At 73.5% G+C, this 24084-nt stretch carries 26 protein-coding genes and 1 tRNA gene; 15 read left to right on the top strand and 12 right to left on the bottom strand.

Annotated elements, in window-relative coordinates:
- Positions 1–91 precede the first annotated feature (91 nt).
- The 3 genes from ACFWGP_RS06645 to ACFWGP_RS06635 all read left to right on the top strand — a co-directional run bounded on the left by ACFWGP_RS06645 (position 92) and on the right by ACFWGP_RS06635 (position 2072).
- Complete coding sequence (locus ACFWGP_RS06645; protein ID WP_376930456.1) at positions 92–1315, top strand: NAD(P)-binding domain-containing protein; 1224 nt, start codon at positions 92–94, stop codon at positions 1313–1315.
- Positions 1316–1363: 48 nt separating this feature from the next.
- Positions 1364–1454: transfer RNA gene (locus ACFWGP_RS06640), tRNA-Ser, on the top strand.
- A 69-nt stretch (positions 1455–1523) separates the two neighbouring features.
- Complete coding sequence (locus tag ACFWGP_RS06635; protein WP_231430033.1) at positions 1524–2072, top strand: GNAT family N-acetyltransferase; 549 nt, start codon at positions 1524–1526, stop codon at positions 2070–2072.
- A gap of 21 nt (positions 2073–2093) precedes the next feature.
- On the opposite strand, the gene ACFWGP_RS06630 is transcribed toward ACFWGP_RS06635, so the two are convergent.
- Positions 2094–3152, bottom strand: coding sequence for a DNA polymerase IV (locus ACFWGP_RS06630; RefSeq protein WP_376930749.1), 1059 nt, complete (start codon positions 3150–3152; stop codon positions 2094–2096).
- A 120-nt stretch (positions 3153–3272) separates the two neighbouring features.
- On the opposite strand from ACFWGP_RS06630, the gene ACFWGP_RS06625 reads away from it, so the two are divergent.
- The 3 genes from ACFWGP_RS06625 to ACFWGP_RS06615 all read left to right on the top strand — a co-directional run bounded on the left by ACFWGP_RS06625 (position 3273) and on the right by ACFWGP_RS06615 (position 4911).
- Positions 3273–3566: a DUF6412 domain-containing protein gene (locus ACFWGP_RS06625; protein ID WP_231430034.1), complete on the top strand. Its 294-nt coding sequence runs from the start codon at positions 3273–3275 to the stop codon at positions 3564–3566.
- 194 nt (positions 3567–3760) lie between these two features.
- Entirely contained in the window at positions 3761–4543 is a 783-nt protein-coding gene (locus tag ACFWGP_RS06620) for a membrane protein insertase YidC (RefSeq protein WP_231430035.1), read from the top strand.
- A gap of 95 nt (positions 4544–4638) precedes the next feature.
- Complete coding sequence (locus ACFWGP_RS06615) at positions 4639–4911, top strand: GlsB/YeaQ/YmgE family stress response membrane protein (RefSeq protein WP_231430036.1); 273 nt, start codon at positions 4639–4641, stop codon at positions 4909–4911.
- An 87-nt stretch (positions 4912–4998) separates the two neighbouring features.
- Here the strand turns inward: ACFWGP_RS06615 and ACFWGP_RS06610 are convergent, their stop codons facing one another.
- Positions 4999–5742 carry a glutamine amidotransferase gene (locus ACFWGP_RS06610; protein ID WP_376930455.1) on the bottom strand — a complete coding sequence of 248 codons (744 nt, stop codon included), beginning with the start codon at positions 5740–5742 and terminating at the stop codon, positions 4999–5001.
- Positions 5739–6449, bottom strand: coding sequence for a LysR family substrate-binding domain-containing protein (locus ACFWGP_RS06605; protein ID WP_376930454.1), 711 nt, complete (start codon positions 6447–6449; stop codon positions 5739–5741). The genes ACFWGP_RS06610 and ACFWGP_RS06605 overlap by 4 nt, the downstream gene beginning before the upstream one ends.
- Before the next feature lie 152 nt (positions 6450–6601).
- On the opposite strand from ACFWGP_RS06605, the gene ACFWGP_RS06600 reads away from it, so the two are divergent.
- Positions 6602–6970 carry a DUF5997 family protein gene (locus tag ACFWGP_RS06600; RefSeq protein WP_231432269.1) on the top strand — a complete coding sequence of 123 codons (369 nt, stop codon included), beginning with the start codon at positions 6602–6604 and terminating at the stop codon, positions 6968–6970.
- A 1-nt stretch (position 6971) separates the two neighbouring features.
- On the opposite strand, the gene ACFWGP_RS06595 is transcribed toward ACFWGP_RS06600, so the two are convergent.
- The gene (locus tag ACFWGP_RS06595) at positions 6972–7619 is read right to left on the bottom strand and encodes an alpha/beta hydrolase (protein WP_376930453.1); all 648 of its coding nucleotides are present in this window, start codon (positions 7617–7619) and stop codon (positions 6972–6974) included.
- Positions 7616–8374: a FadR/GntR family transcriptional regulator gene (locus ACFWGP_RS06590; protein ID WP_231430040.1), complete on the bottom strand. Its 759-nt coding sequence runs from the start codon at positions 8372–8374 to the stop codon at positions 7616–7618. The genes ACFWGP_RS06595 and ACFWGP_RS06590 overlap by 4 nt, the downstream gene beginning before the upstream one ends.
- Before the next feature lie 126 nt (positions 8375–8500).
- On the opposite strand from ACFWGP_RS06590, the gene ACFWGP_RS06585 reads away from it, so the two are divergent.
- The 3 genes from ACFWGP_RS06585 (at position 8501) to ACFWGP_RS06575 (ending at position 11161) form a co-directional block, all read left to right on the top strand.
- Entirely contained in the window at positions 8501–9937 is a 1437-nt protein-coding gene (locus ACFWGP_RS06585; protein WP_231430041.1) for a GntP family permease, read from the top strand.
- Positions 9938–9953: 16 nt separating this feature from the next.
- Entirely contained in the window at positions 9954–10514 is a 561-nt protein-coding gene (locus ACFWGP_RS06580) for a gluconokinase (protein WP_376930452.1), read from the top strand.
- A 65-nt stretch (positions 10515–10579) separates the two neighbouring features.
- Complete coding sequence (locus ACFWGP_RS06575) at positions 10580–11161, top strand: NUDIX hydrolase family protein (RefSeq protein WP_231430043.1); 582 nt, start codon at positions 10580–10582, stop codon at positions 11159–11161.
- Positions 11162–11188: 27 nt separating this feature from the next.
- On the opposite strand, the gene ACFWGP_RS06570 is transcribed toward ACFWGP_RS06575, so the two are convergent.
- Positions 11189–12154, bottom strand: coding sequence for a nucleoside hydrolase (locus ACFWGP_RS06570; RefSeq protein ID WP_376930451.1), 966 nt, complete (start codon positions 12152–12154; stop codon positions 11189–11191).
- A gap of 63 nt (positions 12155–12217) precedes the next feature.
- Entirely contained in the window at positions 12218–12721 is a 504-nt protein-coding gene (locus ACFWGP_RS06565; protein WP_231430045.1) for a GNAT family N-acetyltransferase, read from the bottom strand.
- A gap of 166 nt (positions 12722–12887) precedes the next feature.
- Between ACFWGP_RS06565 and ACFWGP_RS06560 the strand changes: the two genes are divergently transcribed.
- Together ACFWGP_RS06560 and ACFWGP_RS06555 are read left to right on the top strand one after the other, a co-directional pair.
- Complete coding sequence (locus tag ACFWGP_RS06560) at positions 12888–13529, top strand: RNA polymerase sigma factor (RefSeq protein WP_231430046.1); 642 nt, start codon at positions 12888–12890, stop codon at positions 13527–13529.
- A complete protein-coding gene (locus tag ACFWGP_RS06555; RefSeq protein ID WP_376930450.1) occupies positions 13526–14026 on the top strand; it encodes a hypothetical protein in 501 nt (166 codons plus the stop codon). Before ACFWGP_RS06560 ends, ACFWGP_RS06555 begins: the two co-directional genes overlap by 4 nt.
- A gap of 6 nt (positions 14027–14032) precedes the next feature.
- Here ACFWGP_RS06555 and ACFWGP_RS06550 read toward each other — a convergent pair whose 3' ends face one another.
- From ACFWGP_RS06550 to ACFWGP_RS06535, 4 genes are all read right to left on the bottom strand, one after another.
- Entirely contained in the window at positions 14033–14623 is a 591-nt protein-coding gene (locus ACFWGP_RS06550; RefSeq protein ID WP_376930449.1) for a hypothetical protein, read from the bottom strand.
- A 439-nt stretch (positions 14624–15062) separates the two neighbouring features.
- On the bottom strand, positions 15063–16613 hold the full coding sequence (locus ACFWGP_RS06545) for a DEAD/DEAH box helicase (protein WP_231430049.1): 1551 nt from the start codon (positions 16611–16613) through the stop codon (positions 15063–15065).
- Positions 16614–16873: 260 nt separating this feature from the next.
- Positions 16874–17503, bottom strand: a complete 630-nt coding sequence (locus ACFWGP_RS06540; protein ID WP_231430050.1) for a DUF1684 domain-containing protein — start codon at positions 17501–17503, stop codon at positions 16874–16876.
- Positions 17500–18048 carry a hypothetical protein gene (locus ACFWGP_RS06535; RefSeq protein WP_376930448.1) on the bottom strand — a complete coding sequence of 183 codons (549 nt, stop codon included), beginning with the start codon at positions 18046–18048 and terminating at the stop codon, positions 17500–17502. Before ACFWGP_RS06535 ends, ACFWGP_RS06540 begins: the two co-directional genes overlap by 4 nt.
- 105 nt (positions 18049–18153) lie before the next feature.
- Between ACFWGP_RS06535 and ACFWGP_RS06530 the strand changes: the two genes are divergently transcribed.
- The 3 genes from ACFWGP_RS06530 to ACFWGP_RS06520 are packed head-to-tail and all read left to right on the top strand — an operon-like array spanning position 18154 to position 23235.
- Positions 18154–19404: a hypothetical protein gene (locus ACFWGP_RS06530; RefSeq protein WP_376930447.1), complete on the top strand. Its 1251-nt coding sequence runs from the start codon at positions 18154–18156 to the stop codon at positions 19402–19404.
- A gap of 9 nt (positions 19405–19413) precedes the next feature.
- Positions 19414–20184: a 2-phosphosulfolactate phosphatase gene (locus ACFWGP_RS06525; protein WP_275505436.1), complete on the top strand. Its 771-nt coding sequence runs from the start codon at positions 19414–19416 to the stop codon at positions 20182–20184.
- A gap of 9 nt (positions 20185–20193) precedes the next feature.
- Positions 20194–23235 (top strand): hypothetical protein, encoded by a 3042-nt coding sequence (locus ACFWGP_RS06520; RefSeq protein WP_376930446.1) that lies wholly within the window; start codon positions 20194–20196, stop codon positions 23233–23235.
- A 129-nt stretch (positions 23236–23364) separates the two neighbouring features.
- On the opposite strand, the gene ACFWGP_RS06515 is transcribed toward ACFWGP_RS06520, so the two are convergent.
- Complete coding sequence (locus tag ACFWGP_RS06515) at positions 23365–24057, bottom strand: ABATE domain-containing protein (RefSeq protein WP_231430055.1); 693 nt, start codon at positions 24055–24057, stop codon at positions 23365–23367.
- Positions 24058–24084 lie beyond the last annotated feature (27 nt).

Genomic DNA, 24084 nt, shown 5'->3' with positions numbered 1-24084 from the left:
GGCCGCCCGCCGCGGATCGCCGCCGCGGCGGGCCGCGCACCTCCCGATCGGGGGAGTCGCGGCTCGTCGCACGCGGGCGTACCGTCGAGACATGCGAGCCGACGTCGACGTGCTCGTGATCGGTGCGGGCCAGGCGGGCCTCGCGATGAGCCACGAACTCACCGCCGAGGGCGTGGAGCACGTCGTGCTCGACAGCGAGACGGTCGGCAGCACGTGGGCCGATCGGTGGGACTCGTTCCACCTCGTGACCCCGAACCACTTCATCCGGCTGCCGGGCGGCGAGTACCACGGGCCGTACGGCTCGGGCTACCTGTCGCGCGACGAGGTCATCGCGCACCTGCAGCGGTACGCCGCCTCGTTCGGCGCGCCCGTCGAGGAGCATCGCCCGGTGACCGCGCTCCGCCTCGACGGCGACGACGCCTTGGTCGCCGACACCCCGGCCGGAGGCATCCGCGCCCGCCGTGTCGTCGTCGCGACCGGCGCCTACCAGCACGAGCGGCGCCCGGCGTGGGCGCAGGAGCTCGCGCATCGGATGCCCGTGCTCGGCTCGACGGACTACAGGTCGCCCGACGACGTGCCCGACGACCTGCCCGACGGCGTCGTGCTCGTCGTCGGCGGCGGGCAGAGCGCGGCGCAGCTGGCCGACGAGCTCTTCGCCGCCGGCCGGGAGGTCGTGATGGCGGCGGGATCCGCCCCGGCGATCCCGCGGAGGGTCGCCGGCCGCGACGGCATCGACTGGCTCGAGGCGGCCGGCTTCTTCGAGCAGACGCTCGCCGACCAGCCCTCGGTCGCCGTGCGGGTCGCTGCGAATCCGCTCGTGACCGGCAACCACGGCGGTCAGGACCTCAACCTGCGCACGCTCGCCGACGAGGGCGTGCACCTCTGCGGCCGCGTGCTCGCCATCGACGGCGATCGGCTCGTCGTGGCCGACGACCTCGCCGCCTCCGTCGCGAAGGGCGACGAGGCCTATCGCCAGGTCTGGCAGGCGGCCACTGCGATCTCGGCCGGGTGGGGCCTGCCCGGCCCGGAGGAGCTGCCCGCCGATCCGCCTGCTCCCGTGGCGGTCGCGCCGCCACGGCTGGCCAGGGTCGCCGCAGTGATCGTCGCGTGCGGCTACCGACCCGACTACGGCTGGATCGAGCTCGACGGCGTCACCGACGACCACGGGTTCCCGGTGCAGGAGGGCGGGCGCAGCCCTCGCTCGTCCCGGCTGTGGTTCATCGGCGTGCCCTGGATGACGACCCGCCGGTCGCCGCTGCTCATGGGCGTCGGTGCGGACGCGACCGCGATCGCCCGCGCGATCGCCGCGGCGTGAGGCGCCCTCGTTTTGGTACTGGGCCCGTCGTCGTCTACTATCGATCCCGGTGACGTGTCCGAGCGGCCGAAGGTGCAACTCTCGAAAAGTTGTGTAGGGTAACCCCCTACCGTGGGTTCAAATCCCACCGTCACCGCCACCGAACCCCGCGATCGCAAGGTCGCGGGGTTCGTCGTTTCAGCGTGAGTCGTGAACGCGGGAGGCGCGGATGCTCGAACCGGTCGAACTCGACGGCGGGGTCGTGATGCGCCTGCTCGCACCCGGCGACGGCCCCGCGCTCGCCGCGGCCTACGAGCGCAATCGTGAGCACCTCGCACCGTGGGAGCCCCTGCGCACCCCAGAGTTCTTCACGACGTCATGGCATGAACGGGATGTCGCGGGCGCGATGCTCCGGCTCGAGGCGGGCGCCCTCATTCCCCTCGTCCTCGCCGCAGGCGACGAGGGCGCAGAGATCGTCGGCCGCGTGAACCTCTCCGACCTCGTGCGCGGCGTCTTCCAGAACGCCCACCTCGGGTACTGGGTCGACGGCCGGTTCACCGGACAGGGCCTTGCGACGACCGCAGTCGGCATCGCGCTGCACCACGCTCGCGCGGCCGGCCTGCACCGGGTGCAGGCCGGCACCCTCGTGCACAACCTCGCCTCGCAGCGGGTGCTCGAGCGCAACGGCTTCGAGCGGTTCGGGCTCGCCCGGCGCTACCTCCGCATCGCGGGCGAGTGGCAGGACCACGTGCTGTTCGAGCGGCTGCTCGAGGACTGAGCAGGCGACGGCCGAGCGCGCTCACCACCCGCTGCGCGTCGGCGTGTGCCCCTCCCGGGCCTCCTCCGGCATCGGCATCTCGAGGCGCAGGCCGAGCAGGCGAACGGGCCGTCCGGGCTCGATGCGGTCGCCGGCGAGCGCCTCGACGCTCGCGAGGGCGACGTCGCGATCGCCGGTCGTGGCGATCCTGCGTTGGTGCGTCGTCGTGATGAACGGGGCGTACCGCACCTTCAGGGTGACGCCGATGACGGGTCGTCCCTCGGCGACGATGTCGGCCCACACCTGCTCGAAGAGCGCGTGCAGGGCCGCGTCGACCTCGGCCGGGTCGGTGAGGTCGCGCTGGTAGGTCGTCTCGCGACTGTGCCCGCGGGCCACCCATGGCGTGTCGTCGACGACGCGGGAGCCCTCCCCGCGCCCGAGCTCGCCGTACCAGGGCCCCATCCGCGGGCCGAACTCGGCGGCGAGCACCTCGGGGTCGGCAGCGGCGAGCTCGGCCACGGTCGTGATGCCGTGCCCGGCGAGCCGACGCGAGATCTTGGCGCCCACGCCCCAGAGGTCCCGCGTGGGGCGCTGCCCCATGACCTCGAGCCAGTTGTCGGCCGTCAGCCGGAACACCCCGCGCGGCTTGCCGAACCCGGTCGCGACCTTCGCCCGCACGAGCGTGTCGCCGATGCCGACGCTGCAGTGCAGGGCCGTGCGGTCGAGCACCGCCTGCTGCAGGCGGCGTGCGTAGGCCTCGGGGTCGTCGAGCTCGACGCCGACGAACGCCTCGTCCCAGCCGAGCACCTGCACGGTGGCGCCCGGCTGCGACCGGAGCGTCGACATCACCTCGTCGGAGGCGGCGAGGTACGCCTCGGCGTCGACCGGCAGGATGACGGCATCCGGAACCTTGCGCGCGGCGATGCGCAGCGGCATCCCCGACCCGACGCCGTACTCGCGCGCCTCGTACGAGGCGGTCGACACCACCGCGCGCTCGGTCGGGTCGCCGCGCCCGCCCACGATCACCGGCCGCCCGGCGAGTTCGGGGCGGCGCAGGACCTCGACCGCTGCGATGAACTGGTCGAGGTCGACGTGCAGCACCCACGGGCGCACGGGCCGGGTCACCCCGCCAGTCTGCCGCCTCGCAGCCGCCGGGTGTTAGCGTTGATCGCGTCCCGCCCACGTCGGAGGGCGGGCACGATCGATGAGGGGAGCGCCGCCGTGATCGAGCTGATCGCCGAGCTCTTCCGCTACCTCCAGGCCTCGCTCGAGCTCGCGCTCGCGTCGAACGCGACGCTCGCGGTGCTGCTCGTGGGCGTCGTCGGCGCCGCCGCGCTCGCGGTGGTCGTGCTCGCGGTCCGGGCGCTGCCCGCGCTCGTCGCGGCGGACGCCTCGGGCGCCGCTCGACGCCTGCGGCAGACCGCCGATCCGGGTGCGCTGCTCTCGCAGAGCGACCCCGACGCCCCAGGACGAGCACGGCCGAGGGCACCGGGCCGCGGCCTCGCGGCCGCGTAGCGCGCGACGATCGAACGCCCGCCGAGCGCGGGCGGGCCTGCCGACGGCGACCCGCCGACGGTCGGCGACCCCACCGGCGGCGACCCGCCGTGGGCGGACGACCGGACGGATGACTCGTCGACCGGTGGCTCGACGTCGCAGCGTCCGCGCGGCCAGACGGAACCCAGTTTCCTCGACCGCGAACGGATCACACCTTGGACCTCTACAGCTTTCCTCCCATCGCCGCGCTCCTCGACGGAGCGCACGACCTCCTCATCGGCCTGGCCGACCTGCTCGAGCCGCTGATCGGCGTCGCGAGCGCGGCGGCGGCGATCGTCCTCGTCACGCTGCTCGTGCGTGCGGCGCTCATCCCCGTCGGCGTCTCGCAGGCGAAGGCCGAGCAGGGCCGGGCCCGGCTCGCGCCGAAGCTCGCCGCCCTGCAGCGCCGGTTCGCGAAGCAGCCCGAGCGACTCCAGCGCGAGATGATGGCGCTCTACCGCGACGAGGGCACGTCGCCCCTCGCGGGCTGCCTGCCCATGCTGGCGCAGGCACCCGTCGTGGGCGTGATCTACGCCCTGTTCGTGCTGCAGGCGATCGCCGGTCACCCGAACGCGCTGCTGCAGCACACGCTGGCGGGCGTGCCCCTCGGCTCGAGCCTCGCGGGGATGCTCACGGTCGGCACGCTCACCCCGTCGGCGCTCGCCGTGTTCGCGATCGTCGTCGTCTCGATCGCCCTCGTCGGCGAGACGACACGGCGGGTGTTCCGCGCACCGGTGTCGACGGCGCCGCCGGCCGGGCGCGTCCCCGGCGAGGCATCCGCGTCACCGCTCGCGAACCCCGCCGCCGTGCGGATGCTCGGCCTGCTGCAGTACGCGACCGCCGTGGTCGCGATGTTCGTTCCGCTCGCAGCCGCGCTCTACCTGCTCGTCACCGTCGCGTGGACGCTCGGGCAGCGCATGGTGCTCCGGCGCGCGTATCCGCTGCCCGAGCCGGCGTGACCGCACTGATACCGTGTCGGCGCCGCGCCGCACAAGCCCTTGCCGCGCGTCGCCCGCGGTGGTTCGGTTGAGGCATCCGAATCGAAGGAGCTGCCATGAGTTTCCTCGCTTTCCTGGTGCTCGGCCTCATCGCCGGCGCCATCGCCAAGCTGATCCTGCCCGGCAAGCAGGGCGGCGGCTGGTTCGTCACGCTGCTGCTCGGCGTCGTCGGCGCCCTGCTGGGAGGCTGGCTGGGCAGCCTCATCCTCAACCGCCCCCTGACGGAGTTCTGGGATCTCGGCACGTGGCTGCTCGCCATCGCCGGGTCGATCGTCGTGCTGCTGATCTGGGGCCTCATCACCCGGGGCAACAGCAAGAGCACCGCCTGACGAGGCGCGGGCCGGTCGCCGACCGGCCCGGTCACGGGTCGACGAGGTGGATGCCTCCAGCGGCATGCGTCTCGTCGGCCCGGTCGGTCAGCGCGCGTCGGCGAGCTCGACGAAGCGCGCCAGCAGGCGCTGCGGTTCGGTCACGGATGCCTCGGCGAGGCGCCGCGAGACCTCGCGCAGTTCGCTCGCCGGGAAGTAGCCGTGGTGCCGGTACACCTGCGCCCGCGCGATGAAGTCGTCGGTCGTGACCTCGGGGTGGAACTGGGTCGCGTACACGCTCGGGCCCACCCGGTAGATCTGCACCGGGCAGCCCGCCGACGACGCGAGGAGGACCGCGTCGGCCGGCAGGAGCTCGGTCGACTCCTTGTGGCCGACGAGCGCGTCGAAGCGGCCGGGCAGCGTACCGACGAGCGGGTCGGCCACGCCGTCGGCGGTGAGCGCGATCTCGACGGCGGCGGCGTTCTCGCCGTAGAGGGTGCCGACGCGTCCGCCGAGCACGCGGGTCAGCACGCCGATGCCGTAGCAGGTGAACATCACGGGGAACCCGATGTCGAGGGCGCGCTCCGCCAGGGCGGCGAGCTCCGCCTCGACCCGCTGCTGGACGGGATGCTTGTGCTCCTCGGGGGTCGTCACGTTGTACGGGCTGCCGCCGACGACGATGCCCGCGAACGCGTCGAGGCGCACCTCGCCGAGCGGTTCGACGTCGAGGCGGTGGTGCTCGAGCCGGCCGGCATCGAGGCGCATCGCACGGCGCACCGACTCGTACTCGGGCCCGACGGCCTCGACCTCGGGGCGGGCGGAGAGGAAGAGGAACGGCTTCGGCGCGGTCATCGGCCACGCCGCCGATGCCGCTGCTTGGCCCCCTGACCGGTGCGCGGGGCGGCCCGCCCGGACGCGGCCTTGCCGCCCTTCGCTCCGCCGGCCCTTCCGCCCCTGCCGTCGGCGGCGCGCCGCTCGGCGGCCGCGAGCTTGGCCGCCTTCGCCGGCTTCATCGTCGGCGCCTCGTCGCCCCGCGAGCTGCGCACGCCGCGTCCGCGCACGACGCCGACGAACTCCTGGATGTCGTCGTCGTCGCGTTCGACCCGCCACACGAGGGCGATGCGGGTGGAGGTGCCGTCGGAGAGCGGGATCGCCACGACGTCGCGCCGGTGGTGGAGCCTCGCGATCGAGTGCGGCACGATCGCATAGCCGGTACCGGCGGCGACGAGTTCGAGGGTCATGGCGGGGTCGGTCTGCACCGGGGCGACCGGCTCGCCGCCGAGGTCGGCGAGCGAGAGCTCCGCCTCCTCGGCGAAGGCGTGGTCCTTCGGGAGCACCACGACCGCGAGCTCCTCCCAGAGCGGGATGAGGTGCAAGCCGTCGGCATCGACCGGCAGCCGGACGAATGCGAGGTCGACCTCGCCCGAGCGCAGCCGGTCGAGCTGCACGGACTCGTCGACCCTGGCGGCCTCGAGGGGCAGGTCGGCACGTCGCTCGCCCCAGGCTCGCAGCCACTTCGACGGGGAGACGCCCGCGACGTAGTCGAGTCGCAACGCCATGTCGCCCCCTGTTCGCCGTCGTGCCGGCACGCGTCGTCCCGCGTGCCGGTGCCTCTCAGGCTACCGTCGGCTACGGTTGCAGGGTGAGCGAGAACGAGTCGCCGGCCGCCGAGCCGCGCGAGAAGCAGCCCCGGGCCAAGAAGTCGCAGACCATGAAGGCCGAGACCGCGGCGAAGAAGCTCGGCATCCTGCTCTCCGCCGCGCCCGAGGAGTTCCGCGACCACGCGATCACCCGCGACGAGGTCGACGCGTTGCAGGCCGACCCGCCCGAGTGGCTCGCGACGCTGCGCCGAGAGGGACCGCACCCGCGTCAGGTCGTCGCCGCGAAGCTCGGCGTCTCGAACTCCGGCCTCGCACGCGCGGGCGTCAGCGACGCGCTCACGACGGCCGAGATCAAGGCCCTCCTCGCGGCACCGCCGCAATGGCTCGTCGAGGAGCGCGCGACCCAGGCCGCCGTGCGCGCCGAGAAGCAGCGCGTCGCCGAGCGCGACCGCGAGCGGGCGGCGCGCTCGGCGGAGTAGTTCACGCGGCGTAGCGGTCGCGCAGGAAGCCGGTGAGGTCCGCGAGCTCCGCCTCGGAGACGGAGTGACCGAGGCCCTCGTAGATGCGGGCGTCGACGGTCGCGTGCCCGGGCAGCCAGTCCTGCGTCCGGGCGACGGACGCCGCGGGGATGACCTCGTCGAGGGTGCCGCGACCCCAGAAGACCGGCGGCCGCACCATCGCGAGCCGGGCGTCGCCGTCGCGCTCGCCGGGCATCGCGAAGCCGGCCAGGATGGCCGCGAACTCGAAGCGCTCGGGTGCGAGGCGCAGGAGCTCGAGGCACAGCGCGCCACCCTGCGAGAAGCCGACGAGACCGACCGGCGTGCCGGGCGCGGCGCGATCGACCCACGCGAGCACCGCTTCGGCGGCTGCCTGCGACTCGGCCTGCTTCGCGGGGGAGTCGTCGTCGATGCGGCCGCGCTCGTCGAAGACCTCGAACCACGCGTAGCCGTACCCTGCGTCGAGCGGCGCGCGCAGCGAGGCGATGACCGGCTGCAGCGGCAGGTAGGGCGCGAGGCCGAACAGGTCGCCCTCGTTCGAGTTGTAGCCGTGGAGCAGCACCAGCAGCGGCCGATCGGCGCGGTCGTCGCCGGCGGCCGACCAGAGCACGGCCTCGTCGTCGATGATCATCGCCCCTCCTCCGGGGAATCGGTCGCGTCGGCGTCGCCCGGCGTCACGTCCGCGACCGCCTGCACCGCCTGGTCGGCCTCGGAGACGATCGCGGCGAGGGCGCGTTCGGCCTCGTCGGGCCGGCCCTCGGTGATGGCGAACGCGACCTCCTGGTGGAGGCGGAGCGCCGTCGGGTTCGCCTCGTGCGGCATGAGCGCGTGCTGCGTGCGCCCGCGCAGCACCTCACCCACGACCGGACCGAGGGCGGCGAGGAACGGGTTGCCCGAGGCATCCAGGACCGCGGCATGGAACGCGACGTCGTGCTCGAGGTAGGGCGCCTCGTCGGCCTCGCGCGCCCGCTCGGTCATGCCCGTGACGGCGGCGATGAGCGCGGTGCGCTGCGCGGGCGCGGCGTGCTCGGCGGCGAGTCGCGCCGCGAGCGGTTCGACCGCGCTGCGCAGCTGGCTGAGCGCGTGCAGGGTCTCGATCCGGTCGGGGCCCGCGAGCCGCCACCTGATGAGCCGGGTGGAGTACGGGTTCCAGCGCTCGGGCGGCAGGATCTCGACGCCGGCGCGCCGGCGCACCTCCACGAGGCCCATCGACTCGAGCACGCGCACCACCTCGCGCAGCGCCGAGCGGGAGGCGCCGAAGCGCTCGGCGATGTCGGTCGTCAGGATGCGCGCGCCGGGGGCGAGCCGGCCGGAGACGATGTCCGCGCCCAGCGACTCGATCACCCGCTCGTGCAGGGCGGACGAACCGTTCGGCGAAGCATCCATCCACTGATTATCGCCGAGGCGTCGCTCGAGTGAAATGCCCGGCGTTATGAGGCGCGCCTTGAAATATGCCCTACATATATGTAGAGTCACCTCACCCAGTCCGCCAGACCGAGGAAGTTCAGGCCAATGTCCACCGTGCTCTCCACCGCTGCAGCGCTCGTCTCCGCCGCCGATCCCGTCGTCCCGACCACCACGGCGCCCGAATGGCAGCTCATCACCGCCGCACTCGTCGGCATCGCCGTCATCGTCGTGCTCATCACCTGGGTGAAGCTGCATCCCTTCATCTCGCTCATGATCGGCGCCATCGTGACCGGCCTCGTGGCCGGCATGACCGCGGTGCAGACGATCCTGAGCTTCACCAACGGCTTCGGCGCGACCATGGGCGGGGTGGGCGTGCTGATCGCGCTCGGCGCGATCTTCGGCAAGCTGCTCGCCGACTCCGGCGGCGCCGACCGCATCGTCGACACCCTCATCGCGCGCTCGAGCGTGCAGGCGCTGCCCTGGGTCATGGGCGGCGTCGGCGCCCTCATCGGCCTCCCGATGTTCTTCGAGGTCGGCCTCGTGCTGCTCGTGCCCGTCATCATCCTCGTCGCGCGCCGTTCGGGGCTGCCGCTCATGCGCATCGCGATCCCCACGCTCGCGGGCCTCTCGGCGATGCACGGCCTCGTGCCGCCGCACCCCGGGCCCCTCGCCGCGATCGACCTCGTCGGCGCCGACCTCGGCCAGACCCTCCTCTTCGGCGTGATCGTCGCGATCCCGGCCGTCATCATCGCCGGCCCGCTGTTCTCGAAGCTCGCCGCCCGCTGGGTGAAGGTCCCGGTGCCCGACCTCTTCGTCACCGCGGAGGACCGCGGCGAGGACGTGTCGTCGAAGCCGCGCCCCTCGTTCGGGGCCGCACTCTTCTGCATCCTGCTGCCGGTCGTGCTCATGCTCGCCTCGTCGCTCGCGAACATCGTCGCTCCGACCTCGGGCGACGCGTGGAAGCTCGTCGTCGACTTCCTCGGCAAGCCGGTCATCGCGCTGCTCCTCGCCGTGCTCGTCGGCATGGTCGTGCTCGGCCGCGGCGGCCGCATGGGGCGCGACGAGATCGCCGCCTCGGTCGGCTCGTCGCTGCCTCCGATCGCGGGCATCCTCCTCATCGTCGGCGCCGGCGGCGGCTTCAAGCAGGTGCTCGTCGACTCGACGATCGGGCAGGTCATCGCCGACGCGATCTCGGGCATCGGCGGCTCCCTCGCCGTCGTGCTCGCCCTCGCCTGGCTCGTCGCCGTGCTCATCCGCGTCGCCACCGGCTCGGCGACCGTCGCCACGATCACGGCCGCCGGCATCCTGCAGCCGCTCGTCGCCGACCTCGACCTCTCGGCCGGTGCGACCTCGCTGCTCGTGCTCGCGATCGGATCGGGCTCGGTCTTCCTCTCGCACGTGAACGACGCCGGGTTCTGGCTCATCAAGGAGTACTTCGGCCTCACGATCGGCCAGACCCTGAAGTCGTGGACCGTGCTCGAGTGCCTCATCTCCCTCGTCGGCCTCGCGGGCGTGCTCGCGCTGAGCCCGTTCGTCGCGTGAGCGGGGGAGGACGATCATGAACGACGCGCGCGAGGCCGCCCCCGGGGCATCCCCGATCGAGGTCGAGCACCCGCCAGTGCTCGTCGTCATGGGAGTGTCGGGCAGCGGCAAGACGACCTTCGCCGAGCTCATCGCCGAGCGCCTCGGCTGGGATCTCCAGGAGGGCGACGCCCTGCACCCCGAGGCCAACGTCGCCAAGATGGCGAGCGGCACCCCCCTCACCGACGACGACCGGTGGCCCTGGCTCGATCGCATCGCAGCCTGGATCGACGGGCACCTGGCCGCCGGCGAGCCCGCCGTGATCACGTGCTCGGCGCTCAAGCGGGCCTACCGCGACCGACTGGCGCGGCCGAACGTCGTCTTCGTGCACCTCGAGGGCGCCCGGGAGCTCATCGCGGGAAGGCTCGAGCATCGCACCGGCCACTACATGCCGGCGTCGCTGCTCGGCTCGCAGTTCGAGACGCTCGAACCGCTGGGGCCGGGCGAGCGCGGCATCGTGGTCGACGCGCAGGGCTCCCCAGAAGATGAGGTCGCCGAGACGGTCGCCCGCCTCGGGCTCGGGCGCGACGCGGGCTGAGGCATTCGCGCCGACCGTGCCGGATTCCCCGACGGCTGCGGACATCGTGGGGCAGAATCGGAGGCATGAGCGTGCGCACCCCCGATCCCGACTGGAATCCCGACGACGAACCCGCCGTCCGGCCGCCGGCGAATCCGGGTTGGCTGAGCGATCTCGAGCTCGCCGAGGTGCGCGGCCGGCTGCCCCTGCTCTACGTCGAAGCCGTGCCGGTGCGGGTCGACGGGCTCGGCCAGGTCGGCGAGGTCGGCATGCTCCTGCGGGCGAACGCGCTCGGCGAGATGACGCGCACGCTCGTCTCGGGGCGGGTCATGTACGGCGAGACGATCCGCGACGCGCTCTTCCGCCACCTCGAGAAGGACCTCGGACCGATGGCCTTTCCGCTGCTGCCGGCGAGCCCGGTGCCCGCGGCCGTGGCCGAGTACTTCCCGCTGCCCGGCATCTCGCCGTTCACCGACGAGCGCCAGCACGCGGTCTCGCTCGTGTACGTCGTGCCGGTCACGGGCACGTGCGAGCCACGGCAGGATGCGCTCGAGGTGACCTGGATGACGCCGCAGGAGGCCGTCGCGAAGCCGGTCGCCGACGAGATGGAGGGCGGACGCGGAGTGCTCGTCGCGCAGGCGCTCGCCTCGGTCGGCGCCCTGCACTAGGCGGCAACGGGTGCGGCCGGCGCCGGATCAGGCTCCGGACGGCAGCGCGAGCACGGTGTCGAGGAACAGCCGGGCCACGCGGTCGGCATCGACGTCGAGGGCGACCTCGACCACGGGCCATGGGTCGACGAGTCCGTGCACCACGTCCTCTCCGGCGAACTCGCGCCGGTCGACGAGGGTCTGACCGCGGCCGAGGCCGGCGAGCTCGACCCGGACGGGCCGGCGCTCGGTGCGCAGCGCGGCCGGTTCGACGATGGAGCACACCGCGCCGGCGTCGCCGATGAGGCCCGTGTACTCGGCGTGCTCGTCCTCGCTCAAGGCGATGCGCGAGCCGAGCAGCTCGCCGACGATGCGGCCGACTGAGTGGTCGCCGCGCTCGAGCGCATGCGCCCGGTCGGCGGCGACCGAGACGCGGTTGAACACGTCGAGGCCGTACATGTAGACGGGCACCCCTGCATCGAACACGATCGCGGCGGCCTCGGGGTCGTGCCAGACGTTGAACTCCGCGACCGCGGTGGCGTTGCCGACGCTCGCCGACCCGCCCATGACGACGATGCGCTCGATGCGCCCGGCGACCTCGGGGTGGGTGCGCAGCAGCAGCGCGAGGTTCGTCTGCGGCGCCAGGGCGACGAGCGTCACCGGCTCGGCGCGCTCCATGATCAGGCGGCGCAGCAGCTCGACCGCGTGCTCGGGGCGCGCCGTGCGGCGGGTCGCCGGGAGGACGAGGCCCCCGAGCCCGTCGGCGCCGTGCACGTGCGAGGCCGAGCGCGCCGGTGCGATGAGCGGCCGGTGGGCTCCTGCGGCGACCGGGATGTCTCCCGCTGCCGCGGCATCGAGCACGCGCAGCGTGTTGTCGACGACCTGCTCGAGCGACGCGTTGCCGGCGACGCACGTGATGCCGAGCACGTCGAGATCGGGGTGGGCGACGGCGAACAGGATCGCGAGGGCGTCGTCGACACCGGTGTCGACGTCGAGGATGACGGGAGTGGGCATGGTGTCTCGATACGCTCCGACGTCGCTACTCGACCACGAGCGGGTGCATGCTCGACCGGCCGCTCAGCGGACCAGCCGGACCTCGTGGATCTCCTCGCCGAGGAACGGCACGTGCTGGTCGGCACCGTCGGCGGTGAAGCCGTTGCGTTCGTAGAAGCGGTGCGCACGCGGGTTGTCGGAGGCGACCCAGAGGTAGACGGCGTCGTCGCCGACGGCCGCATCGAAGAGCTTCTTGCCGATGCCCGTGCCGTGATACGCGTCGAGCACGTAGATGAAGTAGAGCTCGCGCTCGCGGGGCGGGTTCTCGTCGCGAGCGGGGCCCGACCCGACGAACCCGACGATCTCGCCGTCGACGAGCGCGGCGAACTGCGCGTACTCCTCGCCGCGCGCGGCCATGTGGGTCCAGAGGTCGGCCATGCGCCGGGGCGAGAGCTTCTCGAACGCGGCGGCGCTGATCAGGTGGTCGTACGTCTCGTGCCAGCACGTCGCGTGGACACGGCCGAGCGCCTCGACATCGGAATCGCGGATGGGGCGGACGACGACTTCGGCAACGACTTCGGTGCTCATGCCCCGAGACTAAGCCAGGCCGGGCCAGCCGCGAAATCGAGGGCCGGCCGGCCGATCGGGAACCTTTGCGCGGCATCCGGACATATCAGTGCATGGCACTCTCGCAGCATGCGGTGCGACCCGCGAATGCTCGAACCGTCGTGCGCCCGGTTAGGCTTGGCCGGGCATGGAGCAGGATCGGCGTAGCGACTCGGCGCTCTGGCTCGAAGCGACTTCGGGCACGGAGGCGGCGTTCGGCGTGGTCTACGACCGGTACCGGGCGCGCATCTTCCGCCGCGCGTACGCGCAGGTGCTCAACACCGCCGACGCCGAGGACATCGTGGCGATGGTCTTCCTCGAGGCGTGGCGCCGTCGCCGGAGCGTGCGCTTCGTCGACGGTTCGCTCCTGCCGTGGTTGCTCATCGTGACCACGAACGTCTCGCTCAACATGCGTCGATCGGCCCGCCGGTACGACCGGCTGCTCGCGGCGGTGCCCCGCGGCCCCCACGCCGTCGACCCGAGCCGCGAGGTCGAGGAGCGCATCGACGGCGAACGGATCTCGGGACGGCTGCGCTCGGCCCTGGAACGGCTCACCCTTCCCGAGCGCCGGGTCGTCGACCTCTGCCTCGTCGAGGGGTACCCGCTCTCCGACGCGGCCGCCGCGCTCGACGTGCCGATCGGGTCGGTGAAGTCGCGGCTCTCGCGCGCCCGCAAGAAGCTGAAAGAGGCGCTCGGCGAGTCGCCGTGGCCGGAGTCGGGCGTCGCCGGGCCGCCCGAGACGCCCCGCAGCGCGACCGCGTCGGCCGGCGACATGGAGGTGCTCGGATGACCGGACCCGAGATGCGACCCGAGCGCGACGCGGCGATCCGCGCGATGCTCCTCGACCACGTGCGCGCGGAGCCGGCCGCGCAGGCGCGCCGCCGCCGCAACCGCATCATCGGCTGGGGCGGCCTCGGCGCGCTCGTCGTGGGCGTGGCGGCGACGGCCGGGGCTGTGCTGCTCAGTCCCGAACCGGTGACCGAACCGGGGTACGTGCACTGCATGAGCGCGGCGGAGCGCAACCCCGACGGCACCTACCCGGGCTCGGGCGCGGCCGTCGCGGACGGCGCGAACGGCCTGCCCACCGATCCCATCGAACTGTGCACGCTGATGTGGGAGCAGGGGCTCTTCGAGGACGACTACGACCCGATGGCCGTGAGCCCGTCGCCCGGTCGCGTGCCCGAGCACCTGCAGCTGTGCGTCATGGACGACGGCGCCGCCGCCGTCGTCCCCTCGTCGAACCCCTCGATCTGCGCCGCGCTCGGGCTCGCCGCCCCGGTCGACTGACCGGCGTCAGCCCAGTGAACCGGTCGGGCGGAAGACGAGCGACTTCACGCGGTCGTTGAGCGAGCCGAGCGTCGCGCAGTACGGCGTGCAGTTGGCGCGGGTGCCGCTGTAGCTCGTGGCGGCGTAGGCGGTCGCCCAGCACCCGTTGAGCCCGGTCAGCGAGCTGATCGAGGTGTTCCACCCCGACGAGAGCGACGGGAACCCGAACGTCACGCCGGCGCAGCCGTTCGATCCCCAGAAGGTGAGGCTCGACCCGCCCTTGCCGGCGTCCTTGTAGACCCGGCCGACGGCCACCGATGCGGCGGCGGCCGCCGTGAGCCGGCTGCCGTCGTCGGTGGTCTGCTCGGCGAGGTAGCGGTCGACCTCATCCAGCGACGAGAAGCAGACCGGCTCGGGGGCTTCGGCGCCGGCGCGGTCGGCGGCCGCGACCGCGTCGAGCCCGATCGCGCAGTGCTCCTCGATCGCGGCGGGCTCCTTGGCTGCGGGAGGCGCCGAGTCGATCAGCGTCTCTGCGCCGGCCGGGACGACGGGGATGAGCGCGGTGGCGAACGCCAGCGCGAGGCCCGCGGCGGTGCGGGCGGCGACTCGGAATTGCATGCGGATGCTCCGTTTCCTTCGGGTGGAAAGGCGGCGGGTGGGCGGCCCGCCATACAGGTATGTCCGGACGGCGGGAAAAAGTTCCCCGAATCGGGAACCTTTCGTCCGCATCCGGACATATCAGTGATGAGGGCAGGAGGAACGATGCGTCGCACGAAGAACATGACCACCGCGTTGGTGGCGCTCGCGGTGGCCGGAGCCGCGGCCGTCGGTGTCGCGTTGATCGTCGGCAGCGAGATCGGCCGGACGGTGCTCGGCGTGTGAACTTCGAAGCTGGACCGCTCCTTGGGGGGACGCGGTCCGATCCCGTCGGGGGACGGGACGGCGGGTCGGTGGTCGGGGGACGCCGACCCGCACGGCCGAGGCCCGTGGAGCGGTGACTCCACGGGCCTCGGTTCGTCTTTTGCGCGGTGCGCGGTGCGCGGGGTGCGCCCGCGGCTCAGCCCTGCGCGCGGCGGTTCGTGCGCGCGTTGCGATCGGGCGTGACGAGGCTGCCGACGCGGAGCGGCTGCTTGGCGCCCCGGCCGGATGCCTGACGCTGCGCGCCCGTCGTCTGGGCGCCGCGGCTGTGACCGGAACCCTGCTTCGGAGCGTGCGCCTTCGCCTCGGCCGGACGACCCGAACGGTCGCGGCGGGGCTTGCCCGCGGCATCCCCGTGCTTGGCCGCGTCGCCGCGGCGGCCGGCACCCTCGCCCTGGCGACCGCCCTGCCCGCGGGCGTCGCGCGCTGCGCGCTTGCGCTGGGCGTTGGCACCCTGCGAGCGACCGCCGCCGCCCTGCTGCGGCGCAGCCGTGCGGGGCGCGGGCTTCACGTACGGGGCGACGTCGCCGACGAGCTTCACGACCTCGGGCGAGGTGGGGGTCGCAGGCGCCGGGGTCACCGTGATGGCCGCCTTGCGCAGCAGCTGCTTGAGGTCGTGCAGCTGGCTCGGCATCGCGATCGTCACGACGTCGCCCTCGCTGCCGGCTCGGGCCGTGCGGCCCGAGCGGTGCAGGTATGCCTTGTGCTCCATGGGCGGGTCGACGTGGACGACGAGCTCGATGTCGTCGACGTGCACGCCGCGGGCCGCGACGTCGGTCGCGACCATGACCTTCGCCGAGCCGTCGGAGAAGGCCGCGAGGTTGCGGTCGCGCTGCGGCTGCGACAGGTTGCCGTGCAGGTCGACCGCGGGGATGCCCTGCTCGGTGAGCTTCTTCGCGAGCTTCTTGGCGTGGTGCTTCGTGCGCATGAAGAGGATGCGGCGGCCCATGCCGCTCGCGAGGGTCTTCACGAGCTCGAACTTCGTGTCGGCGTCGTCGGTGAGGAACACGTGATGGGTCATCGCGGCGACGGGCGAGTTCGCCTCGTCGACGGAGTGCAGGACCTCGTTCTGGAGGTAGCGCTTCACGAGCTTGTCGACCCCGTTGTCGAGGGTCGCCGAGAACAGCAGGCGCTGGCCGCCGCGCGGCGTCTTGTCGAGGATGCGCGTGACGACCGGGAGGAAGCCGAGGTCGGCCATGTGGTCGGCCTCGTCGAGCACGGTGATCTCGACGGCGTCGAGGTGCACGTAGCCCTGCTGCATGAGGTCCTCGAGGCGGCCGGGAGCGGCCACGACGATGTCGACGCCCGCGCGGAGCGCCTCGACCTGGCGCTTCTGGTTGATGCCGCCGAAGATCGTCGTCACCTTGAGGTCGTACGCCTCGGCGAACGGCTCGATGGTGCGGGCGATCTGGGTGACGAGCTCACGGGTCGGGGCGAGCACGAGGCCGAGCGGGCGGCCGGCGCGGCGGCCGCCGCCGGCCAGCGTCGTGCCGAGCCGGGCGACGAGCGGGAGCGCGAAGGCGATGGTCTTGCCCGAGCCGGTCTTGCCGCGGCCGAGCACGTCGCGGCCCGCGAGGCTGTCGGGCAGCGAGTCGGCCTGGATCGGGGTGGGGACGGTCTTTCCATCGGCGGCGAGGGCCGCGACGAGCGGCGCGGGGACGCCGAGGCTTGCGAAGGTGATGTCGGTCACTGGTGCCTTTCGGGGGCATGGCACGGCCGGGCGCATCGCATCCGTCGTTCGACTCGGGGTGCGGTGCTGTGTGGGCCCGGCGGTGGGGAGGTGGCGAAGGCGCCGGTCGGCGCATCCGTTCGCCGTATGAGAGTCATCGGGCGGCTCGAGTTCGAACCCGGCCCGGAAGCGTTTCTACGACGCAGGCGGCGCGATCGTCGCGCGCACCGTGGGCCAGCATAGCGGATGCCTGGTGGCGGATGCTGTGAGGTCGTCGCCGTTCACCGCGGCATCCGCTCGCCCACCGGCACCTCGGCCCTGAGCACGTTGCCCTCCGGCGCGAGCGGGCACGACCACGACGGGTCGTACGCGCACGACGGGTTGTACGCGAAGTTGAAGTCGACGACGAGCGAGTCGCCGTCGGCGCCCGGCCCCAGGTCGGCCCCCTTCACGGTGTCGATCAGGTACCGGCCGCCGCCGAAGGTGCCGCCGGCGGTGCCCGCGAGCGCGTCCTTGACGGGCAGGAAGAGGCCGCCGCCGTACCCGGCGAGCCGCCAGACGTCGAGCGAGCCGAGGTACGGCAGCCGCACCGAGCCGACGAGGGTGAACGGGATCGGGCCGTCGGGTCCGCCGTCGACCGTCAGCCGCACGGGCTCCTCGGGCCGGCGCACCTCGAGCTCGAAGCGCCAGTCGGGGTCGTAGCGGGCGATGTCGAGGCCGGTGAACCGCGCCCGGTCGTCGGGCAGCAGCGGCGATCGAGGATGTCCCGCGAAGAGCTCGTCGCGCCCCGATCTCCACAGTTCGTGGCCCGCCGCGGGATCGTGCACGCTCAGGTGCCGGACCCCGGCGTACAGTCCGAACACGCGCCGGCGCCAGTCGGCCAGCTGCAGCGCGCCGATGGAGTCGGTCATGCCCGAACCCCCGATGCGGCCGCGTCGCCGCCGGCGGGCTCGCCGGAGGCCGCGTCGGCGGTCCCGGGCGGGTCGAACGACCAGCCGGGCGCGAGCCGGCGCAGCCGGTGCCCGCGCCACTGCCAGAACGCCCATGTCGGATACCACGCGATCGGATCCCAGGCGCCTGCGCTCGCGAGCAGGCGATCGCGATAGAGGGTGCGGCCGTCGGGCAGTGCCGAGATCGCCATCCGGTGGTCCCAGCGGCCGAAGCGTGCGAGCGGTCCGGTGAGCGCGCCCCCGCTGTCGCGCAGCATCCTGACCCCGGTCGGCAGGCCGCCGGGGAAGCTGATCTCCACGAGTTCTTCGCCCGCTGGGAAGCGGCGGAACGCGAGTGCTCGCACATGATGCCCGCCCTCGGGCCAGACCGTCGGCAGCCCGCCCGGCTCGAGCGAGGCGAGGTCGAGCCAGGGTGCGACGACCTCGCGCAGCACCGCCGGGCTGCGCAGCGCTCGCCACGCCGCGTCGGGCGTGCAGTCGAGCGTGAGTTTGAGGAGCACCCGCATGAGCCGAGCGTAGGTCGGCCGGGTGCCGGTGCCAAGTGCCTCGTCGTGGTGGCGGGCGTCGAGGTCGCGGGAATCGCCGTCAGGTCGCTCATCTAGACTCCGGGCATGCCCACGTGGTTGCCCTCGCTCGTCGTGTTCGGCGCCGCGGCCGTGCTGGCCGTCGTCGCGGTCGTCGCCCTGCGCCGGGCTGCCTCGCGACGCGCCCGTCGCGACGTCGCGGCGGCCGATGAGGCCGAGGTGCGGGCGAAGCAGCTGATCGTGCGGGTCGACGACGCGGTCCGTGACGCCGACCGCGAGATCGCCTACGCCGAGGCGCAGTTCGGAGCCGCGACCGCCCGGGACACGAGGGTCGCGGTCGAGCGCGCCAGGGCGCGACTGCGCGAGGCGTTCCTGCTGCAGCAGCGGCTCGACGACGCCGAACCCGATTCCGCGGTCGACCGCCGTGGCTGGGCCGCCCGCATCGACGACCTCTGCCGATCGGCGCTCGTCGAGCTCGCCGAGGCCGACGGTGCGCTCGCCGTGCGCCGCCGGCGCGAGCGGGGCGCCGGGGCCGAGCTGCCCGCGCTGCGCGACGAGGAGGCCGAGCTGCGTCGCCGCGTCGACGCGTCGGACGGCGTGCTCGCGCGCCTGGTCTCGCGGTACGACGGATCGGCGCTCGGCACCGCTCGCACCGCCGCCGAACGCGCTCGGGCGGCCCACGCCGAAGCGGAGTCGGCGCTCGCCGAGGCCGGTCGCCTCGTCGAGCGCGGTCAGCCCGCTGCCGAGCTGCTCGCCGGGGCTGCCGACGCACTGGATCGGGCCCGTCGCGACCTCGGCGAGCTCGAGGGCGCCGAGGCGGCCCTCGCCGCGGCCGGTGGCGACGCCGAGCGGGCCGCCGTCGAGCTCGATCACGACCTCGCCGCCGCCCGCAGCGAACGGGACGCGCTCGACGACGCGGACGCGGCGACGCGACTGGGCGACGCGATCGGCGACGGTGCTGCGGCGCTCGTCGCCCGCGCGGCGTTCGCCCGCGACCCGATGCTCGACCGCGATCGCCTGCGCGCTGCGCGCGACCGGCTCGAGTCCGCCCGTGCGGCCGCCCGTACCGCCCAGGCACGCCTCGACGGGGCGCGCGGTGCGCTCGACGGTGCGATCTCGATCGCCGAGGGCCAGGTCGCGGTCGCGCGCGCCGCGATCGAACGCGGCGGCGGCGCGGTCGGCGCGGCCGCGCGCACCAGGCTCGCAGAGGCCGAGCGGCAACTGCGGAACGCCCGGCAGGAAGCCGACCCGGTCGTCGCCCTCGACGCCGCCCGACGCGCCACCGCACGCGCCACCGACGCCGAGGACCTCGCCAGGTACGACGGCCTCGGCCGGTAGCCTGTCGCGATGACCGATTCGACGTCGCCCTTCGGGCAGGCCAAGTACCAGGTCCGGTTCGACTGGGGCCTCGCGGGCGCCGACCGCATCCTGCCCGGCGCGCACGCGGTCGTCGTCGTCGACGCGCTCTCGTTCACGACCAGCGTGGTCGTCGCGGCCGAGCACGGGGTCGCCGTCGCGCCGTGGCCGGCGGGAACCGAGGCGCGTGCAGGTGCCGAGGCGTTCGCGGCCGAGCGCGGCGGCCTCGTCGCGGGCCGGCGCGGCGCACCCGGCCCGACGCTCTCGCCCGCGAGCTGGGTCGGTGTCGCGGCATCCCCGGTCGTTCTGCCCTCGCCGAACGGCGGCGCGCTCGCGCACGCACTCGGCGCACGCGACGTCGTCGTGATCGCCGCGGCGATGCGCAACCGCAGCGCCGTCGCCGAGCGCCTGCTCGCGCTCCAGGCGGAACGCGGCGAACGGCTCATGATCTCGATCGTCGCCGCCGGCGAACGCGAGGCCGCCGGCGCCGACCTGCGGTTCGGGCTCGAGGACCTGCTCGTCGCGGGTGCCGTCGTCGATGCGCTCGTCGCCCGCGGCATCGACCACACGTCGCCCGAGGCCGCCGTCGCGTGCGCCGCGTTCGAGGGCCTCTCGCGGGCGACGGGGCACCTCGTCAGCGCGTCGGGCAGCGGGGTCCGGTTGCGCGAGCTCGGCTACGCGGGCGACGCACGGCTCGCGGCCGAGCGCGACGTCGCGGACGTCGTGCCGGTACTGCACGACGGCGTGTTCATCGCCGAATAGGATCTCCCCATGACGACGGCGACGCGGCGGGGCATCCTCGCCGTCGTCACCGCCCTCGTGCTGGTCGCCCTCGGCCTCGGCGTCGCGTTCGCCGTCGGTGACGCGCTCGGCATCCGCACCGAGCCGAGCGAGCAGATGCGGCCGGCCGCCGCCGTCGTGCCCGAGGTCGCGGCGCCCGTGCCGCCGCCCGAGCTCACGACCCTCGACGTGCCCGAGAGCGAGCGGGTCGGCGTCGCGGTCGACGAGCTCCTCGACGCGGTCGCCGACGCCCCGGCCCGCGAGGGCACGGCGTCGATCGCCGTCGACCAGGCGCAGACGCTGCGCGATGCGTCGGACGACGACGGCTACGAGCTGCGCGGCGACGCATCGGCACTGCGCATCGTCGCGCGCAGCGAGGCCGGCACCGTGCGGGCGATCTACGACCTCGCCGCGCAGGTGCGGGCGGCCGCGCCGCTCACCGACCTCGTCGGCGCGCACGAACGGTCGCGGCTCCCGCTGCGGATGACCGACCTCGGCGCGGTCGGCGTCGCGCCCGACCCGGCCGAGTGGGAGTTCGGCGACGACTACTCGCACGCGTCGAAGGCCTTCGCGGCGGTCGTGCAGCCCGAGGCGCCGTACATCGACGACGCGGCGCTCGCCGAGGCGTACGACGACTTCGACGGGTTCCTGCGGCACTCGCTCGCGAACGGGTTCAACGCCGTCGCGTTCCCGGGCTTCGTCGAGTTCGTGACCTTCGACGGCGCTCCCGGCGGGCCGGTCTACGCCGACGGCGACGACCACCGCGACAAGGCGCTCGCGCTGCGCGAGGCGTTCGCCCCGTTCTGGGAGCGCGCCGACGAACTCGGCGTGAAGGTCTTCCTGCGCACCGACATGCTTGCGCTCACGGGCCCGCTCGAGCACTACCTCACCGACCGGTTCGGCACGCTCGACACCGAGGACCCCGAATTCTGGGACGTCTACACGGCGGGCCTCGACGAGCTCTACGACGCGGTGCCGGCGCTCGACGGCGTGCTCATCCGCATCGGCGAGGCCGGCGCGATCTACGACGTCGGCGGCTGGGACTACTACTCGGCGCTCGAGGTGACGACGGTCGACGCCGTGCGCACGATGCTCGAGGCGTTCTCGGGTCAGGCCGAGGAGGCCGATCGGGAGGTCGTCTTCCGCACCTGGAGCGTCGGCGTCGGCGCCGTCGGCGACATGCACACGAACGACGCCTCGTACGAGGCCGTGCTCGACGGCATCGACTCGCCGGCGCTCATCGTCTCGACGAAGTACACGCTCGGCGACTTCTACAGCTGGCTGCCGCTCAACCACACGCTCGAGCAGGGCGAGCAGCGGCGCATCGTCGAGTTCCAGAGTCGCCGTGAGTTCGAGAACTTCGGGGCGTTCCCCAATGACCTCGGCACGCAGTACCAGTGGGCGCTGCAGCAACTGCTCGCGGCTAACGACCGCATCGAGGGCGTGTGGGTGTGGACCCAGGACGGCGGTCCGTGGCGGGCCGGACCCATGAGCCTCTACCTGAAGGCCGGATTCTGGCAGCTCTACGAGCTGAACACGCAGCTCGCCGCCGAGCTCGCGATCGACCCCGACGCCGACGTGGCCGACATCACCGCGGACTGGGCACGCGAGTGGTTCTCCGACGACCCCGAGACGGTCGAGGCGATCGTCGCCGCGATGACGCGCTCGCGCTCGGCGATCGAGCAGGGCATGTACGTCGAGCAGTTCGCCGAGCAGCGCGTGTTCGCGATCGGGCTCGAACCGCCGCCGATGATGTGGATCTTCGAGTGGGACATCCTCACCGGGGACTCGGCCGTGCTCGACGTCATGTACTCGATCGTGCGCGACTCCGCAGGCGCAGCCGGCGGCGACGCGGAGGGGGTCGATGCGGCGATCGCGAGCGGAGCCGAGGCGGTCGACGCCGTCGAGGCGATGCGCGACGTCGTGACGGCGACGGATGCCTCGAGCTGGCGCTCGCCGGAGCTGCGCGACGCGTTCGTCTCGACCCTGGACTACGAGCTCGACACCCTGCGCCTCCTCGAGGCCTACCGGGCGATGATCCTGCACGAGGGGCTGTGGCACGACACGCTCTCACCTGGCGCGCACGACGCATGGGCTGCCGATCGCGCCGCCTTCGAGCGGCGGGCGGCCGAGCACCTCGAGCAGTACGAGGGCGACCTCGATCACCCGGCGTTCAATCTCACGGCCGCCCAGCTCGGCGTCGAACGGGCCGAGCGCGACCTCGTGATGGCGTGGCTCGCCCGCGGGCTGCTCGTGCTCGCGCTCGCGTGGGTCGTGATCGGCATGCTCGCGGCGCGCACGCGGCTCGTCGCGAAGCCGGGCGCAGCGGCCGCGCGCGCCACGTGGATCGCGTCGACCCGCCCCTGGCGCGCACGGGAGTCGACGCTCGGCATGTTCGACCTCGACCGCTGGCTGCTCTTCCTCGTGCCCGTGGCCCTGCTCGTGGCGACGCGAGCGGTGCAGACGGCGTTCCTGTCGTGGACGCACGTCGCGGTCGTCATCGGAGCTTGGACGGTGTTCGCGCTCGTGCTGCGGCTACTCGTGCGACGGCGTTCGCCGTGGCCGGTGATCGCGGCGGTCGGCGGCGTCGTGGTGCTGCGCTGCATCGTGACGCTCTTCGCCCTCTCGTTCACGGGCCCGGGCGGGTACTGGTTCGCGTTCTGGACGGACCCCGTGCTGCGCACCGCGTACATCGCGCTCGCCTTCGCGCTCTTCGTCTGGGTGTTCGTCGCGGCGGGGTGGGCGCTCACGGCCCAGGTCGGCGGGCGGCGGGCCACCGGCTTCGTGCTCGCCGCCGTCGGCGCCGGGCTCGTGGTGCCGTCGGTCGTCGTCGGCGCGATCGGCCTCGAGCGGGTGCTGACGCTCTGGAACGACGAGATGGGTCTGCTCCCGTGGGGCCTCGCACGCATCCTCGGCATCACGACCTACCTCGACATCCCGGGCGAGACGGCGTGGTTCGCCGCGGCCTTCGGCGCGGTGCTCCTCGTCGCCGGCGTGCTGCTCGCGCTGCCGAAGCGCCGCCCGGCTTCCTGAGCTCTTCGGGCGTGCACCCGTCGCCCCGCCACGGGGCGATGCGTGCACGCTCGGCTGGGACCGGTGCGGAGGTCGACGAGGGCCCGCCGGCGCGGACGCGGCGGGCGATCCGCCGGCGGGGGCGGCGCGTCAGGCCGCGCGGTCGGGCTCGACGGGCTCGGGCGCAGGCTCGGGGAGCGTGGTCTGCAGGGCGCCGCCGGTCGCCGCCGGCGTCCGGCCGCTCTTGCGGGCGCGGTGGGCGCGGACCTTCGCCCGGTTGCCGCACCGCTGCATCGAGCACCAGCGTCGGGTCGCCGCGCGCGACGTGTCGAGGTAGACGATCTCGCAGTCGTCGCCGGAGCACTCGCGGATGCGCTCGAGGTTCGCCGGCGAGAACAGGTCGACGGCGTCGCGCGCGATCGTGGACAGCGCCTGCGGCACGGTGTGCACCGAGCGGCCCGCCTGCCGCGATCCGCCGCCGAGCGTCGGCGGTACATCGGGTGTCGCCGCGTAGAGGTTCACGAGGTCGATGTCGCCCGATCGCGCCGGCTCGTGGCGGCTCGCGGCGACCGCCATCCGCGCGATCGCGTCGCGCAGCGCGACCGCGTCGAACAGGTCGCGCGAACGCGCCTGGCCGACCGCGACGGGAAAGCGCTCGCGCAGCCATTCGGTGAGATCGTCGGGGGAGTGGAAGCGCTCGACGCCGGCCGAGGCCGCCGCGCCGCCGATGGCACCCGTCGTCGCGAAGTCGAGGGCGACCGATCCCGAGTCGAACCACCAGGTGACGCCTTCTGCGGGAACGAGCCATTGCCCGATCGGGATCGACACGGTGGAGACGGGCACTCGATCAGCGTAGCGCTTGCGGATGCC

This window comes from Agromyces sp. NPDC127015, assembly GCF_042725165.1.
GTDB classification, from domain to species: Bacteria; Actinomycetota; Actinomycetes; order Actinomycetales; family Microbacteriaceae; genus Agromyces; species Agromyces chromiiresistens.
The sequence above is the reverse complement of the archived record's forward strand: the minus strand, read 5'-3'. Positions and strand labels throughout refer to the sequence as shown.

Bases quoted from the DNA above. Each gene is read 5' to 3' on its own strand.
- ACFWGP_RS06645 (WP_376930456.1), top strand. From the start codon at position 92: ATGCGAGCCGACGTCGACGTGCTCGTGATCGGTGCGGGCCAGGCGGGC.
- ACFWGP_RS06635 (WP_231430033.1), top strand. From the start codon at position 1,524: ATGCTCGAACCGGTCGAACTCGACGGCGGGGTCGTGATGCGCCTGCTC.
- ACFWGP_RS06615 (WP_231430036.1), top strand. From the start codon at position 4,639: ATGAGTTTCCTCGCTTTCCTGGTGCTCGGCCTCATCGCCGGCGCCATC.
- ACFWGP_RS06610 (WP_376930455.1), bottom strand. From the start codon at position 5,742: ATGACCGCGCCGAAGCCGTTCCTCTTCCTCTCCGCCCGCCCCGAGGTC.
- ACFWGP_RS06605 (WP_376930454.1), bottom strand. From the start codon at position 6,449: ATGGCGTTGCGACTCGACTACGTCGCGGGCGTCTCCCCGTCGAAGTGG.
- ACFWGP_RS06600 (WP_231432269.1), top strand. From the start codon at position 6,602: ATGAAGGCCGAGACCGCGGCGAAGAAGCTCGGCATCCTGCTCTCCGCC.
- ACFWGP_RS06595 (WP_376930453.1), bottom strand. From the start codon at position 7,619: ATGATCATCGACGACGAGGCCGTGCTCTGGTCGGCCGCCGGCGACGAC.
- ACFWGP_RS06590 (WP_231430040.1), bottom strand. From the start codon at position 8,374: ATGGATGCTTCGCCGAACGGTTCGTCCGCCCTGCACGAGCGGGTGATC.
- ACFWGP_RS06585 (WP_231430041.1), top strand. From the start codon at position 8,501: ATGTCCACCGTGCTCTCCACCGCTGCAGCGCTCGTCTCCGCCGCCGAT.
- ACFWGP_RS06580 (WP_376930452.1), top strand. From the start codon at position 9,954: ATGAACGACGCGCGCGAGGCCGCCCCCGGGGCATCCCCGATCGAGGTC.
- ACFWGP_RS06575 (WP_231430043.1), top strand. From the start codon at position 10,580: ATGAGCGTGCGCACCCCCGATCCCGACTGGAATCCCGACGACGAACCC.
- ACFWGP_RS06570 (WP_376930451.1), bottom strand. From the start codon at position 12,154: ATGCCCACTCCCGTCATCCTCGACGTCGACACCGGTGTCGACGACGCC.
- ACFWGP_RS06565 (WP_231430045.1), bottom strand. From the start codon at position 12,721: ATGAGCACCGAAGTCGTTGCCGAAGTCGTCGTCCGCCCCATCCGCGAT.
- ACFWGP_RS06560 (WP_231430046.1), top strand. From the start codon at position 12,888: ATGGAGCAGGATCGGCGTAGCGACTCGGCGCTCTGGCTCGAAGCGACT.
- ACFWGP_RS06555 (WP_376930450.1), top strand. From the start codon at position 13,526: ATGACCGGACCCGAGATGCGACCCGAGCGCGACGCGGCGATCCGCGCG.
- ACFWGP_RS06550 (WP_376930449.1), bottom strand. From the start codon at position 14,623: ATGCAATTCCGAGTCGCCGCCCGCACCGCCGCGGGCCTCGCGCTGGCG.
- ACFWGP_RS06540 (WP_231430050.1), bottom strand. From the start codon at position 17,503: ATGACCGACTCCATCGGCGCGCTGCAGCTGGCCGACTGGCGCCGGCGC.
- ACFWGP_RS06535 (WP_376930448.1), bottom strand. From the start codon at position 18,048: ATGCGGGTGCTCCTCAAACTCACGCTCGACTGCACGCCCGACGCGGCG.
- ACFWGP_RS06530 (WP_376930447.1), top strand. From the start codon at position 18,154: ATGCCCACGTGGTTGCCCTCGCTCGTCGTGTTCGGCGCCGCGGCCGTG.
- ACFWGP_RS06525 (WP_275505436.1), top strand. From the start codon at position 19,414: ATGACCGATTCGACGTCGCCCTTCGGGCAGGCCAAGTACCAGGTCCGG.
- ACFWGP_RS06520 (WP_376930446.1), top strand. From the start codon at position 20,194: ATGACGACGGCGACGCGGCGGGGCATCCTCGCCGTCGTCACCGCCCTC.